This window comes from Streptomyces sp. NPDC020845, from assembly GCF_044334165.1.
In the GTDB taxonomy this organism is placed as follows: Bacteria; Actinomycetota; Actinomycetes; order Streptomycetales; family Streptomycetaceae; genus Streptomyces.
This window is the reverse complement of record NZ_JBIRSJ010000020.1, coordinates 207,431-221,568: the sequence shown is the minus strand read 5'-3', so window position 1 is coordinate 221,568 and position 14,138 is coordinate 207,431. Positions and strand designations below refer to the sequence as shown.

Genomic DNA, 14,138 nt, shown 5'->3' with positions numbered 1-14,138 from the left:
CGACTACGACTTGGGCAGATAGTCGTTGGAGTACGCGTCCTCAGGCGTGACCGCCTTCTCCAGCAGGCCCTGGTCGTACATGAAGTCGGCCATACGGCTCCAGCTCTGGGCGTCGTTGGTGCCCAGCTCGCCCGCGTCGTTCTGCATCATGGGCGTGGTGGCCTTGAGCACCGCGAGCGCGTTCTTCTGCCGCTTCTCGTCGCCGAGACCGGGGACGTACTTCTGGCTGAGCTTGACGGTGTCCTCGGGTTTGTCGATGGCGTACTGGAGACCGCGCAGGGTGGCGTCGACGAACTTCTTCATCTCGTCACCGCGCTTGTCCAGCGTCTTTTCCTTGACGCCGATTCCCACCCCGACCAGCGGATCGCCTTCGGCGCCTCCGTCGAGCGTCAGGGAGCGGACCTCCTTGCCGGCCTCCTGGAAGGCAATGGCGTCATTGTTGAGGTAGCCCATGACGCCCTCGACCTTTTTGCCGGTCAGCGCCGCCTGCTGGGTGAAGCCGATGTTCTTCACCTTGGCGTCCTTGGGAGAGAGCCCTGCCTCTTTCAGCAGGGCCAGCAGACCGAAATAGGTCTCGCCATAGGGACCGGGGGTGCCGATCGTACGGCCCTTCAGGTCCGTCGGCTTCTTGATGTCGGAATCCTTGGGGACGATCAGACCCACGGGGTATTTCTGATAAAAGGTGGCGATGTCCACCAGGGGGAGATTCTTCGAGCGGGCCTGAAGCATCTCGTCCCCGCCCGCGTAGATGACATCCTCCTTGCCCGACTTCAGGGCTCCGAAGAGATCTTCGGCGGCGCCGTGGTGACGCAGTTCGACATTCAGTCCGGCGTCCTTGTAGTACCCCTTCTCGGCCGCCACATAGAACGGGGCGAACTGGATGTTGGGCGTGTACGTCAGCCCGACCGTGATCTTGTCTCCGCTCTTGCCCCCCGCGTCCTTTGGCTTCTCGGCGCATGAGGCCAGGGTGGCCGCCGCCACCACCGACGCGAGAGCCGCCCCCGTGACCCGGTGTCTCAGGGCGTGCCTGGTGGACGTCCTTACCAAACGCACGTACTTCTCCTCAATGAGTGGAAGATGTCAGTCAGCGCTGTACGAGCCGCTCGACCAGGCGGATGACGCCATAGAAGCCGGCGGCGAGAAGTGCGAGCATGACGAGCGTCGAGAACAGCCCGATGGTGTCGGCCTCCTGCCGCTGGACCGAGAGGAGCTGTCCGAGACCCTCGCCGCCCATGACGAACTCGCCGACCACCGCACCGGTGATGGACAGGGTGAAGCCATTGCGCACCCCCGTGAGGATGCTGGGCAGCGCGAGCGGAAACTCGATGTACCACAGCATCCCCCACCACCCCACGCCGTCCACGCGCGCCGCCCCCATCACATCGGGGTCCAGCGAGCGCAAGCCCAGCACGGTGTTCACCAGGATGGGGAAGAAGACCAGCAGCGCGCACAGCACGGCGATGGGCAGCAGCCCATAGCCGAGCCACAGCGCGAACAGCGGGGCCAGGGCCACCGCGGGCACCGCCTGCGAAGCGGCCAGATACGGCTCGAGGGCCGAGGCCGCGAGCTCACTGCGCGCGATGAGATAGCCGAGCGGCAGGGCGACTCCGAGCCCCATGCCACTGCCCGCCAACGCCTCCCACACCGTCTCCTTGGTGTAGTCGCGCAGATCGCCGTGCAGGAACTCGTCGACGAAATGTTTCGCCAGGTCGTACGGCGCCGGAAGGTAGAACGTGTCCACGGCGCCGATACGGATGGCAAGATCCCATACGATGAGCAGGGCCAGCCCGAATACGAGCGGCGGGAGCACCCCGCGGGTCGCGGATCCGGCCATGTTCCTGCGAACTCGGCGGCCGTGTGCCCCCTTGGGGCTTTGACTCGAGCGACCCGCGTGCGATGCTTTTCCGCTGTTCTTCCCGGACTTTCGTACCTGTCCGGGCCGGGGTGAATGCGACGGTTCCGTCCCCGGTCCGCCACTGGCTCCCGCCGTGGCGGTCGCACCCCTTCCGCGCCCTTGCGTCATCCCCAAATCCCCTTGTATTACCGGCTGTTGCCAGATCTCCCGGCACGCCCGCGTGCAACCTATCGCCAGCCCGCTCAGGATCACAATGTGGTGGGGAACAAGGAAATCGCTCCGTTTCATCCACCGGTTCATCCACCGGTTCATCCACCGGTGGAGAATCGGTCGAGGATGCCGAGCTCACAGGCGCGCACCCCGGCCTGAAAACGGGAGTTCACCTCGAGTAACTCCAGGATTCCGGTGACGTAGCGGCGGTAGGTGCGCACCGAGATCGCCAGCTCCCGCGCCGCGGCCTCGTCCGTGACCCCGTCGCCCAGCCGCCGCAGCACCCGCCGCACCATCTCGGTGCGGGCGCGGTTGCCGAAGTCGAGCGGGCGGGCGGCGGGCGCGGCGGAGCGCCAGAGGTTGCCGAACATGGCGTGCAGGGCCGCGACCACGGCCGGGTCCTGGACGACCGATGCCTGCCGCCCGTCGGCCGAGTCCGCGCACACCAGGGCGGTCCGGCCGTCGGCGATCACGGCCGTGGGCAGCGCCACCGCCGCGATCCGGATCTGCGGCGGGCGGGCCCCGAGGCCGCCGCCCGGCCCGAGCGCTGGGCCGGGGTCGACCGGCGGCCGGGTCCGCAGCACCCGGACGTCAATGGCATCGCCGAGGCCCGAGACCAGGGTGTGCAGGGCCGCGTGGTCGGCCGCCGGCCGGGCCGTGGGCTCCGGGAACGCGGCGTCCACGCTGTGCACGGCCTGGCCGACGACCTGTTCGGCGGCGGCGAGAAAGGCCGCGTCGGCCGCGCCCACCTCGGTGAACAGCTCGCTTCTGGCCTGCCGGGCCCGGTGTTCGTGGACGGTGGACTGTAAGAGGCTGCGTACCTCTTGCAGGGTGCGGTCGAGGGCGTCCTCGACCGCGGCGGCCGGCTCGGTGATCCGGTCCGCAATCCGGTCCGTGATCCGTTCCGTCATCTGGTCCGTCATCGTCTGGTCATCGCTTCGTCGTCCCGCCTCGCGACATGGTCAGGTCTCGAGTGCTTCAGGGGCGGCTTGGCAAAAGCCCCGTCTCCACCGCCCGTACCCCCGCCTGGAACCGGGAATGCGCCCCCAGCTCGCGCATGATCTCCGCGACGTAACGGCGGTAGGTGCGCAGCGACACCTTGAGGTCGCGGGCGGCCACCTCGTCGGTGACCCCGGCCCGCAGACACTCCAGGATCCGCAGCGCGGTGTCGGTGCACAGCCGTCCGGGCGGGCGCGAGGGCTCGGCGAGCGCCGCCGCGTTCCCCCATGCCCCGGCGAACATCAGGTCCAGGGTCTGCACCGTGGCCGCGTCCTCCACGAGCGAGACCGGCGGCACGGCCCGCTCCGGCCCGGGCTCGGGGTCGAGTCCCGGGCCCATTTCCGGCCGTACGTAGCCGATCCGGCCGTCGACGAGCAGGGTTTCGGGTAATGCGCCGTCGGCCGTCCGCGCCTCACAGCGCGGGTCGGTGCGCGCCAGCGCGGGTATCCGGGGGCCGGCCAGGGCGCCCGGCAGGCACAGCAGCCGGACGGCGACGCCCTCGCGGCCGGGGCGGGGCGGGCGGGCGAGGGCCGCGCAGACGGCGTCCTCCTGCTCCGGGTCGCCGGAGAGCACGACGGCAACGGTCCGCTCGGCTCCGGCGATGAGCCGGTCGGCGGCCTCGGCGGCCGACGGCCGGCCGGGCCCGGCCCGCACCCACGACTGGCGGGCCTGGTCCTGCCGGTGCCGGGTCACCACGGACTCGATCAGGTCATGGGCCGCCAGCAGCGCCCGCTCCACATGGTCGGAGCCCGCGGCACCGGCCGCCCCGCGCTCGGGTGACGGCTCGGGCATCCTCGCAAGACCAACCATGACTTCCCCTGCAGGGCGAAGGCGACCTGTTTTCTGAAATTCGAGCCTGGTTCGAGAATTTCTTGGAGCAAAAAACGCTATGCAATTCCATTGACGACAGTAATTCGCACACAGCGACGGCGTCAACGCAGCGAGTCAGGTAAAGAGTAGGCAAATGACGGCGTGTCAGACCCTACCGCAACGCCTCGCGCGCGCAACGACACGCACTATGTCAGGAAGTTGCATGTATCCGCGCCACCCGACCGCCCATACGCCACCCAGCGCAGCCGCCGGGCCACTCTGGGCGACCGGCGGCCAGGGCCGCTGTCCGCTTGCTGCCAGCCGCCGACGGGCGCCCGGGTACCCCCGTCCGGGGGTGAGTCACTGCGAGCCGAAGCTGATCGGGCCCTGGAAATCCCGGCCTTGAATAACCGGCCCGGTGATCCGCGCATCACCCGAGATGGAATTGTGGACGGTGCCGACCTCTTGGGCCGGCGTTCCGTACCGGCTCATCCAGGCCGCCAGATCGCGCCCCAACTCGGGGTCCTGGCGGGCCTGTTCGACCAGCAGCTCGGCCAGTCGGCGCAGCCGCTCCGGGTCGTCGTACGGAATCGCGACAGGCTCGCCATCGCCCGCCGGATCGGCGCCCGGGCCGCCCGACGGATCGGCCGCCGGGTCCGCGCCCGGGTCGGCCGCCGGATCGGACGGGTTCCGCCGCAGCACCCTGCGGGACAGCGCGCCCAGCGCCTCGAGCGCCCGCCGGCCCGCCTCACCGCCGGCCCCGGACACCACCGCGTTGACCGCCGCGATCAGCGCACCCGCCGTCACCGGATCCATGGGCCCCTCCCCGGCTCGCACACCACTCCGGAACGGCACGCTACCGAACGGCGGCTCACGGGCCGACCGATTCCGCGCGAAGCGTGAACCAGACCGTTTTCCCGGTGGTGTTGAGGTCCGTGCCCCATTCGTCGGCCGTCTTGCTGAGCAGAAACATCCCCCGCCCGCTCTCGGAGAGGAAGTCGGGCTCCTTGACCACCGGCAGCGAGGACTCGCTGTCGCTGACGGAGGCCCGTATGCCGTACGGGCGGTTCTCGAGGGTGAGCACACAGTCGGGCGAGGCAGCGTGCTTGTGGACGTTGGAGAGCAGTTCGGTGACACACATCGCCGCCGCGGTGATCAACTCCTCGCGGCCCCACTGGCGCAGCCGCGCACCCACGACGCGGCGCACGTCCGCGAGTGTCTGCGGATGGACGCGCAGGCGCAGCTCGTATCGCCCCCAGCTACCGCCGGGCGGTGCCCCCTGCGGGATGTTCTCTGCCATGTCGTCCAGGGCCCTCCAAGGCACGGCGCGTTGCCGTGTCGCACAGGCGATCCTGTCCCATGTCCGTGCTACTCGCAATGTTTCGACCCACTCACGCAAGAGTGGCATATGCCGCCTGGTGGTTGTAGTTGGCGATACGTCAGACTGGCGACATGTCCTACCACCCGGTGCCCACCGTGCGGCGCAGGCGGCTGGGGTCCACTCTGCGGAAGCTGCGTACCGAAGCGGGGATGACATTGGACGCGGCCGCGCGGGCGCTGAACGCGGCCCAAGGGGGACGTACCGGCGCCCGCCGCTGGAGCGCCCCGAAGCTGTCCCGGATAGAGAACGCGAACGCCACCATCCGCGCCGCGGAGGTCGCCACCCTGCTGGAGGCCTACGCCATCAGCGACTCCGAAGTCCGCGCGGCGCTCGAGAGGCTGGCCAAGGACGCCGGGAAACGCGGCTGGTGGCAGACCTACCGCGGTGTGGTCGCCCCCGCGTACGCCGACTACATCTCGCTGGAGAGCGACGCCGAATGCGTCCGCGACTTCGCCCCGCTGGTCGTCCCCGGGCTGCTCCAGACGCCCGACTACGCCCGGGAGACGATCGCCGCCAACGCGGTCGCGCGCAGCGAGGCGGAGGTCGCGGCGCTCGCCGAGGTGCGGCTGGCCCGCCAGGCGGTGCTGACCCGTCCGCGCGCTCCGCTGCGGCTGTGGGCGGTGATCCACGAGGCCGCCCTCCACCGGCGTTTCTCCGGCCGCCCGGCCATCATGGACGAGCAGTTGCGGCGGCTGCTGGACGTCGCGGACTGGCCCACGGTCACGCTGCAGGTGATGCCGATCGACGCGGCGCCCAACCCCGGGGACGCGGGCGCCTTCACGATCGTCGGGTTTCCCGGTCCGATGCCGGACGTGGTCACCCAGGAGAACCTGCGCGGCCCCGTATACGTCGAAGGAGTCGACGACGTCAACGTCTTCGCCGACGCCTTCGACCACATCGTCGACAGCGCGCTGTCGACGGAGGAGACGAAGGCCCTCATCGCCGGTCTCTTAGGAAAGAGGGCCCCACACCGTGAACACCTCAAGAGTGCCCGAGAACCCGCATGACCTGTCCCCGAACCCATCCCCGTCCCCGCGCCCGCGCTGGCGCAAGTCCTCGCATTCCGTGGGCGAGGGCCAGTGTGTCGAGGTCGCCGCATGGGGCGGCCTGGTCCGGCTGCGCGAAAGCGACGACCCGGACGCGGTCCTGGGCGCCGCCCCGGCCGTCTGGGCCGCTTTCGTACGCGGCGTGAAGGCGGGCTTATACGACGCCTGAGATGACGCGGGGCCCGGCCCTGACGGGCCGGGCCCCGCGCCGTTCGATTGGCGAGTGAGCCCCAAAAGGGGCGCTTAGAACTGCACGTCCGAGCAGGCGTAGAAGGCGTTCGAGGTGTCGGCGACGGTCCACACGGCGAGGATCAGATGCCTGCCGGTCTTCCCGCTCGGGATGGTGCCCGAGTGGGAGAGCGTGGACGGTGGCCGCTGACCGTTGTACGGGACGGTCAGGAACGGCGTGGAGTCCAGGCTCGCGCGGGTGAGCTTCGAGTTGGGGTTCCAGCCGTTCTTGGTGATGAAGTACTTGAAGTCCGTCGTGGCGTGCGAGGCGGTGAAGCGCCAGGTGAAGGTGTAGCTCTGCCCGGCGGTGAGCTTGGTGGTCGGCCACTGGCCGCCGCGCGGGTCGTCCAGCTGGGAGAACCGGCTGTTGCCACCCGCGCAGATCGTGCCGTCGGCCGGACCGCCGGACGGGAAGCCCTTGGGGCCCTCGACGCTCTGCGGTTCGTACTGGATGTCGCCGCAGTTGGTGACGGTGCCGTTGGCGCACAGCTTCTGGCGGCTGATGGGCGAGTCGGTGTAGGCGTGGCTGGAGGCGCTGCCGCCGGTGGTGAGAACGGAGACCGCCGCGAGCCCGATGCCGATCACAGCGGCGCTGATCTTCTTGCGCATGCTTCGCTCCTGAAGACGTGGGGAGTGCTTCGGCGAGCCGAGTGCAGTGCGGTCTAGACCAAGTCGCAGAGTAACCGCGATTTCTTGGTCATGTCCATACCAAATACAGGAGATGTCCATACCAATGAAGCGCGATGAAACAGCCGGTCCGGAGCACCCCTCCAGGTCGGGTAGGATTCATCCGTCAGCAGGCGCCGCTAGCTCAGTTGGTTAGAGCAGCTGACTCTTAATCAGCGGGTCCGGGGTTCGAGTCCCTGGCGGCGCACTTGGCTCACGCCACTGACCAGGGGCTTCTCGGTTCGCCGAGGGGCCCCTGTCGCGTTCCCGGTAAGCTGACGCGATCGGAGGTGGCTGTGGCGGCGCACAATCGCGGCATGGCGAGCGACATCCAGGAGCGCATCAAGCGCCTGATCGTCGACCAGCGGCTGCCCTCCGGCGCCCCGCTGCCGACCGAGACCGAGCTGATGGAACTGCTCGGCGTCAGCCGCAACTCCGTGCGCGAAGCCCTCAAGGGGCTGCAGGCCATGAACATTGTGGAGATCCGCCATGGCTTCGGCACCTACGTCGGGCCCATGTCGATGGGCCCGATGATCGAGGGGCTGATCTTCCGCACCGTCGCCGGCCACTACCGCGGCGAGGACAGCCTGCTCCAGCTGCTGGAGCTGCGCGAGGCGGTGGAGACCGGGCTGATCGCACGGCTGGCCGGGCGAATACCCCAGGCCGACCTGGCCGAGCTGGACGCCCTGGTCGAGCGGATGGAGGCGGAGGCCGCCGAGGGCGCCGTACGCGCGGACACCGACCGGGCCTTCCACGCCGCCCTCCACCGCGGCCTGGACAATCTGCTGCTCAGCGAGATGCTGGAGGCGTTCTGGGACGCCTTCCACCGGGTGCGCACCGATCTGGTGGATCTGCACACCGATCCCAAGGTCACCTGCCGGCAGCACCGGGAGATCCTGGAGGCGGTCCGCACCGGCGATGTCGTACGGGCCGAGGCCGCCGTTCGCGATCACTTCGGCAATATCCGGGAGCGGCTGCGCTCCCCTCACCAGGAATGACCCGGCGCCCCGCACCACGACCGGCCTGAGCCCCGCCTTCCCGCCTCGCGCCGCGGCCGATTCACCCCTCCCCGCCGGAAAGGTCCGGTTCTCGCTGTTGCGCTTCACGAGGCGGCCGTTCCATGTCCGCATCGTCGGTTGTCTCCACTAATGTTCCCGTACGGCCGAGGGGGGCCGTTTCGGGGGAGAGCACACGACGAACGGGCTTCAGCACGCGGCCAGCTTTCGCGTGCGGGGGGAATGACTCATGGCGTCGACGACCAGCGCGCGCATCCCACGGCAGCACCACAGCGAACCGCCCCGGCACCGGCCCCGGCCGCCGCTGCCGAAGTACGACTACGAGCACTACAGCCGGCTCGCCGGCCCGCTCAGCCGACCGGATTCCGAAAGCGCCGGAAATTCAGCCAAACCATACCGGGTGCGCTACCGCGGACTGCTGGCCGACGAACCGCACCGCGTCCGCGCCGCGCTGCTGCTCGGCGCCGCGCCCCTGCTCTCGCTGGGGCTGCTGCTGTGGCTGATGCAGCCCGCCCACTGGACCAGCCGGGAGGGCGTCCGCCCCGTCATGGCCGCCATGGACACCGTGATGCTGGTCTCCATCGGGCTGATCGAGCTGTTCCGCACGCTCAATGTGCTGTCCAACGCGCATGCCACCCTCGTCGCCCGCGACCCGGTCCCGGTGGTGCCCGAGACCGGCACCAGGGTCGCCTTCCTCACCTCCTTCGTGCCCGGCAAGGAGCCGCTGGAGATGGTGACCCGGACCCTGGAGGCGGCGGTGCGCGTGCGCCACCGCGGAACGCTGCACGTCTGGCTCCTCGACGAAGGCGACGACCCGGCGGTGAAGGCGGTCTGCGCGCGCCTGGGCGTACGCCACTTCACCCGCAAGGGCGTCGAGAAGTGGAACCGGCCCAAGGGCCCGCACCGCGCCAGGACCAAGCACGGCAACTACAACGCCTGGCTGGACGCCCACGGCGACGCCTACGACTACTTCGCCTCCGTGGACACCGACCACGTCCCGCTCCCCAACTACCTGGAGCGGATGCTCGGCTACTTCCGCGACCCGGACGTCGCCTTCGTGGTCGGCCCGCAGGTCTACGGCAACTACGACGCGGCCGTCACCAAGGCCGCCGAGAGCCAGCAGTTCCTCTTCCACGCCCTCATCCAGCGTGCGGGGAACGCCTACGGCGGCCCCATGTTCGTCGGCACCAACAACGCCGTACGGATCAGCGCCCTCAAGGGCATCGGCGGGCTGTACGACTCGATCACCGAGGACATGGCCACCGGCTTCGAGCTGCACCGCCACCGCAACCCCGCCACCGGCCGCAAGTGGCGCTCCGTCTACACCCCCGACGTGCTCGCGGTCGGCGAGGGTCCGGGCGCCTGGACCGACTTCTTCACCCAGCAGCTGCGCTGGTCCCGGGGCACCTACGAGACGCTGCTCAAGCAGTTCTGGAAGGCGCCGTTCACCCTGCCGCCGGGCAAGCTCTTCAACTACACGCTGATGGTGATCTTCTATCCGGCGTCGGCGCTCAACTGGATTCTCGCCGCCCTCAGCTGCGCGCTCTTCCTCGGCTTCGGCGCCTCGGGGCTCCAGATCGACCCCGCCATCTGGATGATGCTGTACGGCAACGCCTCGGCCCTGCAGATCGGTCTGTACATCTGGAACCGGCGGCACAACGTCTCCCCGCACGAACCGGAGGGGTCCGGCGGCGTGGCCGGCATGGTGATGTCCGCCCTCGCCGCGCCGGTCTACGCCCGTTCGCTGATGGACGCCGTACTGCGTCGCAGGAGCAGGTTCGTGGTGACGCCCAAGGGCGACTCGGCAAGCCCCGACACGCTCTTCGGCACCTTCCGGATTCACCTTTTCTTCCTGGCGGTCTTCGGCGGGTCGCTCGCCTCTTCCTTCTATTTCGACCACAGTCATCCAGCGATGACCGTTTGGGCATCACTTGCCCTGGCTGTCACGGCCGCGCCGATCATCGCCTGGCGGTGGACCCTCCGCCAGCAGAAACGGACCGAGAAGCAGACCGCCGATCCATCCCTTGGGGGACGATAGAACGTGAAGTACCGACCGAGTCGCCGCACCCGCCGCTTCGGGATCGGTGCGGCGGCTGTGCTCATGCTGGCCGGAATGAACGGACCGGCCCTCTACCGCTTCAGCTCGGACAAATACCACAAGTACAAGATCAACCAGCCGGAGTACAAGGCCAGGAACGGCCACTGGGATGTGGTGAACGTCCCCGAGGAGTACCGGATCAACACGATCCACGCCGCCCTGCTGCACACCGGCAAGGTGCTGCTGGTCGCCGGCTCCGGGAACAACGCGAAGAACTTCGCCGCCAAGTCCTTCCGGAGCGTCCTGTGGGACCCGGCGAAGAACACCTATCGGAACATCCCCACCCCCCAGGACCTCTTCTGCGCCGGACACTCCCAGCTGCCGGACGGAAAACTGCTGGTGGCGGGCGGCACCCAGCGGTACGAAAAGCTCAAGGGCGATGTGGAGAAGGCCGGCGGCCTGATGTTCGTCCACAACGAGGACCCGGACAAGCCGAAGACGTTCCCGGCGGGCACCCGCTTCACCGGCAAGGAGAACGGCAAGGTCTTCGAGTCCAAGGACCCGGTTCTGGTGCCGCGCGCCAAGAAGGCCAAGAACCGCAAGTCCGGCAAGGTCACCGTGACCGCCAGCACCGCTCGGGTCTATGTGGAGGCGCTGCGCAAGGGGAAGCGGTACCAGACCGGGACCCAGGACAACTACCGGATCGAGGGGCTGGAGGGCAAGGACCGGCAGAACTTCTACGGCATCGCGCAGAAGCTGTCCTTCGACAAGAAGGACTTCCAGGGCATCAAGGCCGCCTACGAGTTCGACCCGGTCGCCGAGCGCTATGTCCCCGTCGACCCGATGCACGAGGCCCGCTGGTACCCGACCCTGACGACCCTCCAGGACGGCCGGGTGCTGTCGGTCTCCGGCCTGGACGAGATCGGCCAGGTCGTACCGGGGAAGAACGAGACCTACGACCCCCGGACCAAGAAGTGGAAGTACCTGCCCAAGAAGCGGTTCTTCCCCACGTACCCCGCGCTCTTCCTCACCGAAGGCGGCAGGATCTTCTACACCGGCTCCAACGCCGGATACGGCCCCGACAACGTGGGCCGCACCCCCGGCATCTGGGACCTGAAGACCAATGCGTTCAAGGCCGTGCCCGGTATGAGCGACCCGGACATCCTGGAGACGTCGATGTCCGTGCTGCTGCCACCGGCCCAGGAGCAGCGGTACATGGTGCTCGGCGGCGGCGGGGTCGGCGAGGACCCCAGGGCCACCGCGAAGACCCGGATCGTCGATCTGCGCAAGGCACGGCCGCGCTTCCACGACGGGCCGAAGCTGTACTCCGAGGTCCGCTACCCCAGCAGCGTCATCCTCCCGGACGACACCCTCCTGACCACCAACGGCTCGGGCGACTACCGCGGGCGCGACGGCAGCAATGTGCTGCGGGCCGAGGTCTACGACCCCAAGACCAACACCGCGCGCAGTGTGGCCGACCCGCTGGTGGGCCGCAACTACCACTCCGGGGCGCTGCTGCTGCCCGACGGCCGGGTGATGACCTTCGGCTCCGACTCGCTGTTCGGCGACTCCGCCAACACCAAGCCGGGGATGTTCCAGCAGCAGATCGACCTGTACACCCCGCCGTATCTGTTCCGCGACGCACGGCCCACGCTGGTCGACACCGCGCCGCGGACCGTCAAGCACGGGGCGAAGGCCACCTACCGGACCCCGCATGCGCCGGCCATCGAGCGGGTGCGGCTGATCCGCCCGGGGTCCTTCACTCATGTGACCAACGTCGAACAGCGGTCGATCGCGCTGGACTTCGTCGCCGGCCGGGACAGCGTCACCGTCCGGATCCCGAAGGACCCGTCGCTGGTCCCGCCGGGGTGGTACATGCTCACGGTGGTGGACGACGAGGGCACCCCGTCAAAGGCGGCCTGGGTGGAGGTACCCCCGTCCGCAGCTACCGCGGGCACCTCCAAGCGCTGACCGGTCGGCTACCCGCGCTGTTTGGCGTTACGGGCGAGGCTATCCGCGCTGTTTGGCGTTACGGGCGAGGTCGAGCGCGTACCGCGGCCACCACTGGCCGGCCTTGGGGCCGCCCTTGCAGGTGCCGTCCGACTCGCCCGGACGCTTGATCCACAGATACGCGGCGACCGCGCCGTCGCCCGTGCGGACCGTCGGCGTCTCACCCAGCGCCCGCCCCTTGGGGTTGCACCAGGCCTCGGGGTCCTCCTTGCCCGGCACCGGGCCGTTGCCATTACGGCTGGTGTCGATCACGAAGGGCTTGCCGCCGACCAGGGCGGAGAGCTTCTTGCCGTATGCCTTGTTGTCCTCGGTGGTCTGGTAATTGGCGATGTTGAGCGCGAAGCCGTCGGCCTTCTTCAGCCCCGCCCGCCTCAGCGGCTCGGCCATCCGGCGCGGGTCCTTGATCCAGTGCGGATTCCCGGCGTCCAGATAGACCTTGGTGTGGGGCAGCCCCTTGAGCTTGTCCACGGCCCCGGTCAGCAGGTCATAGCGCTCCTCGAGGAACTTCTTGGGCGTACAGCCGTCCACCGCGTGAGGCAGCGCGTCCGGCTCCAGGATGACCGTGGCGGCCCGGTCGCCGATGCCCCTGACCGCCTTGTCCAGCCAGGCGCGGTACGTATTGCCGTCGGCGGCGCCGCCCTTCGAATAGTGTCCGCAGTCGCGGTGCGGGATGTTGTAGAAGACCAGCAGCGCGTCGCGCTCCTCCCGGGCGGCGGCCTCGGTGAACCCGCGCGCCTGGCCCTCCGGATCGTCCACCCCCAGCCACTCCGCGACCGGCTGCGCCGCGATCCGCCCTATCAGCTTCGCCTCGGTGTCCGCCCCCTTCCTGCGGTACGCGGCGACCTGCCGCGCCGCGCTGCCGTCGGGATTCACCCAGTACGGCACGACATTCCTGGGCCGCTGCGCGGGCTTGGCGGCCGCGATCGACTCCTCCTCGCTGTCGGAGGACGACGAGCCGAAGCAGCCGGAGAGCGTCACAAGCGACAGCAGCGCCCCCACCGCGGCCCCCACACGGACAGCCCTGCGCCGACGGCCGGTGTAACTCCCGTACATCCACTCCCCCTTGGGTGCACGCTCCGGGAGGCACCCCTCAGGCCCCCGGGTAGGACAAGTCCGGTCGAACCCATGCTTACACACCACACCGACCCCCACAGGGTTGTCCACAGCCCTTTGCGCGATTTCGCCCGTACGGCGTGGTGCGGGTCCTAAGCCGCGCCGGGGCGCGCACGCCTACCGAATCCCCGTCAGATACGCCGACACCACCACGCGCGTACCAGGCGCCGCGTACGTCCCGCGCGCCCCGCGCTCTCCCTGGATTCCGTCCCTCGCGACCAGCCGCAGTTCCGCCCGGCCCCGGGGCCGCGCCCCGTACACCCGCCGCGCGTCGTACCGCCCGGCCATGACCATCTCGACGCCCTCGACCGTGAATTCGGCCACCGTCCCGTCCGCCCGCAACACCCGCACCGCGTCCCCGCGCCTGACCCCGCCCAGGCGGCGGACGACACCGGCGTCGGCGGGCCCGATCAGCACCGCCGTACCCGAGGCCCCCGGCCGCGCCCCCACGCCGTACCAGTCCGCGCCCCGGCCCATTCGCCGGTTCCAGCTCCGGCCCCGGACCGGCTCGCCGACCCGCCCCGCGATCCCCGCCGACGCGACGACGACGCGCCGCGCCCGTACGGACGGCAGCGGTTCCCGGGACGGCGGCAGCGGATGCGCGGGCGGGCGCCCCACGGCCGCCACGTCTCCCGTCACCGGCACCACACCGCCCAGGCCCTCCGCCGTGTCATGGCCCCACAGCCACAGCCCGAGCAGCAGCGCCGCCCAGGCCACCCCCGCGACCGGCCGGCCGACCCGGCCGAAGCCCTTCCCGTACACCGCC

At 69.6% G+C, this 14,138-nt stretch carries 14 protein-coding genes and 1 tRNA gene; 6 read left to right on the top strand and 9 right to left on the bottom strand.

Annotated elements, in window-relative coordinates:
• Window positions 1-3: 3 nt before the first annotated feature.
• The 6 genes from ACH4U7_RS42955 to ACH4U7_RS42930 all read right to left on the bottom strand — a co-directional run bounded on the left by ACH4U7_RS42955 (window position 4) and on the right by ACH4U7_RS42930 (window position 5,174).
• Window positions 4-1,053: an ABC transporter substrate-binding protein gene (locus ACH4U7_RS42955; RefSeq protein WP_398533211.1), complete on the bottom strand. Its 1,050-nt coding sequence runs from the start codon at window positions 1,051-1,053 to the stop codon at window positions 4-6.
• Between the two features lie 31 nt (window positions 1,054-1,084).
• On the bottom strand, window positions 1,085-1,618 hold the full coding sequence (locus ACH4U7_RS42950; protein WP_385621279.1) for an ABC transporter permease: 534 nt from the start codon (window positions 1,616-1,618) through the stop codon (window positions 1,085-1,087).
• A gap of 545 nt (window positions 1,619-2,163) precedes the next feature.
• Window positions 2,164-2,988 carry a DNA-binding response regulator gene (locus ACH4U7_RS42945; protein WP_398533210.1) on the bottom strand — a complete coding sequence of 275 codons (825 nt, stop codon included), beginning with the start codon at window positions 2,986-2,988 and terminating at the stop codon, window positions 2,164-2,166.
• Between the two features lie 55 nt (window positions 2,989-3,043).
• Complete coding sequence (locus ACH4U7_RS42940; RefSeq protein WP_398533209.1) at window positions 3,044-3,856, bottom strand: hypothetical protein; 813 nt, start codon at window positions 3,854-3,856, stop codon at window positions 3,044-3,046.
• Between the two features lie 378 nt (window positions 3,857-4,234).
• Window positions 4,235-4,690 carry a hypothetical protein gene (locus tag ACH4U7_RS42935; RefSeq protein WP_398533208.1) on the bottom strand — a complete coding sequence of 152 codons (456 nt, stop codon included), beginning with the start codon at window positions 4,688-4,690 and terminating at the stop codon, window positions 4,235-4,237.
• A 55-nt stretch (window positions 4,691-4,745) separates the two neighbouring features.
• Window positions 4,746-5,174 (bottom strand): ATP-binding protein, encoded by a 429-nt coding sequence (locus tag ACH4U7_RS42930; protein ID WP_385621186.1) that lies wholly within the window; start codon window positions 5,172-5,174, stop codon window positions 4,746-4,748.
• A 152-nt stretch (window positions 5,175-5,326) separates the two neighbouring features.
• On the opposite strand from ACH4U7_RS42930, the gene ACH4U7_RS42925 reads away from it, so the two are divergent.
• Both ACH4U7_RS42925 and ACH4U7_RS42920 read left to right on the top strand, forming a co-directional pair.
• Window positions 5,327-6,262, top strand: coding sequence for a DUF5753 domain-containing protein (locus tag ACH4U7_RS42925; protein ID WP_398533207.1), 936 nt, complete (start codon window positions 5,327-5,329; stop codon window positions 6,260-6,262).
• Window positions 6,228-6,470, top strand: coding sequence for a DUF397 domain-containing protein (locus tag ACH4U7_RS42920; RefSeq protein WP_398533206.1), 243 nt, complete (start codon window positions 6,228-6,230; stop codon window positions 6,468-6,470). Before ACH4U7_RS42925 ends, ACH4U7_RS42920 begins: the two co-directional genes overlap by 35 nt.
• 74 nt (window positions 6,471-6,544) lie before the next feature.
• Here the strand turns inward: ACH4U7_RS42920 and ACH4U7_RS42915 are convergent, their stop codons facing one another.
• On the bottom strand, window positions 6,545-7,138 hold the full coding sequence (locus tag ACH4U7_RS42915; RefSeq protein ID WP_089512419.1) for a lytic polysaccharide monooxygenase: 594 nt from the start codon (window positions 7,136-7,138) through the stop codon (window positions 6,545-6,547).
• Between the two features lie 191 nt (window positions 7,139-7,329).
• On the opposite strand from ACH4U7_RS42915, the gene ACH4U7_RS42910 reads away from it, so the two are divergent.
• From ACH4U7_RS42910 to ACH4U7_RS42895, 4 genes are all read left to right on the top strand, one after another.
• Window positions 7,330-7,403: transfer RNA gene (locus ACH4U7_RS42910), tRNA-Lys, on the top strand.
• Window positions 7,404-7,512: 109 nt separating this feature from the next.
• The gene (locus ACH4U7_RS42905; protein WP_398533205.1) at window positions 7,513-8,193 is read left to right on the top strand and encodes a FadR/GntR family transcriptional regulator; all 681 of its coding nucleotides are present in this window, start codon (window positions 7,513-7,515) and stop codon (window positions 8,191-8,193) included.
• A gap of 247 nt (window positions 8,194-8,440) precedes the next feature.
• The gene (locus ACH4U7_RS42900) at window positions 8,441-10,249 is read left to right on the top strand and encodes a glycosyltransferase family 2 protein (RefSeq protein ID WP_398533204.1); all 1,809 of its coding nucleotides are present in this window, start codon (window positions 8,441-8,443) and stop codon (window positions 10,247-10,249) included.
• 3 nt (window positions 10,250-10,252) lie between these two features.
• Window positions 10,253-12,220: a galactose oxidase-like domain-containing protein gene (locus ACH4U7_RS42895; protein WP_398533203.1), complete on the top strand. Its 1,968-nt coding sequence runs from the start codon at window positions 10,253-10,255 to the stop codon at window positions 12,218-12,220.
• A 39-nt stretch (window positions 12,221-12,259) separates the two neighbouring features.
• On the opposite strand, the gene ACH4U7_RS42890 is transcribed toward ACH4U7_RS42895, so the two are convergent.
• The gene (locus ACH4U7_RS42890; protein WP_398533202.1) at window positions 12,260-13,312 is read right to left on the bottom strand and encodes a glycoside hydrolase family 6 protein; all 1,053 of its coding nucleotides are present in this window, start codon (window positions 13,310-13,312) and stop codon (window positions 12,260-12,262) included.
• 177 nt (window positions 13,313-13,489) lie between these two features.
• Window positions 13,490-14,134: a sortase domain-bontaining protein gene (locus ACH4U7_RS42885; RefSeq protein WP_398533201.1), complete on the bottom strand. Its 645-nt coding sequence runs from the start codon at window positions 14,132-14,134 to the stop codon at window positions 13,490-13,492.
• Between the last annotated feature and the right edge of the window lie 4 nt (window positions 14,135-14,138).

Excerpts from the sequence above, each read along its gene's own strand:
- ACH4U7_RS42950 (WP_385621279.1), bottom strand. The coding sequence starts at position 1,618 with ATGGGGCTCGGAGTCGCCCTGCCGCTCGGCTATCTCATCGCGCGCAGT.
- ACH4U7_RS42945 (WP_398533210.1), bottom strand. The coding sequence starts at position 2,988 with ATGACGGACCAGATGACGGAACGGATCACGGACCGGATTGCGGACCGG.
- ACH4U7_RS42940 (WP_398533209.1), bottom strand. The coding sequence starts at position 3,856 with ATGCCCGAGCCGTCACCCGAGCGCGGGGCGGCCGGTGCCGCGGGCTCC.
- ACH4U7_RS42935 (WP_398533208.1), bottom strand. The coding sequence starts at position 4,690 with ATGGATCCGGTGACGGCGGGTGCGCTGATCGCGGCGGTCAACGCGGTG.
- ACH4U7_RS42930 (WP_385621186.1), bottom strand. The coding sequence starts at position 5,174 with ATGGCAGAGAACATCCCGCAGGGGGCACCGCCCGGCGGTAGCTGGGGG.
- ACH4U7_RS42925 (WP_398533207.1), top strand. The coding sequence starts at position 5,327 with ATGTCCTACCACCCGGTGCCCACCGTGCGGCGCAGGCGGCTGGGGTCC.
- ACH4U7_RS42915 (WP_089512419.1), bottom strand. The coding sequence starts at position 7,138 with ATGCGCAAGAAGATCAGCGCCGCTGTGATCGGCATCGGGCTCGCGGCG.
- ACH4U7_RS42905 (WP_398533205.1), top strand. The coding sequence starts at position 7,513 with ATGGCGAGCGACATCCAGGAGCGCATCAAGCGCCTGATCGTCGACCAG.
- ACH4U7_RS42900 (WP_398533204.1), top strand. The coding sequence starts at position 8,441 with ATGGCGTCGACGACCAGCGCGCGCATCCCACGGCAGCACCACAGCGAA.
- ACH4U7_RS42890 (WP_398533202.1), bottom strand. The coding sequence starts at position 13,312 with ATGTACGGGAGTTACACCGGCCGTCGGCGCAGGGCTGTCCGTGTGGGG.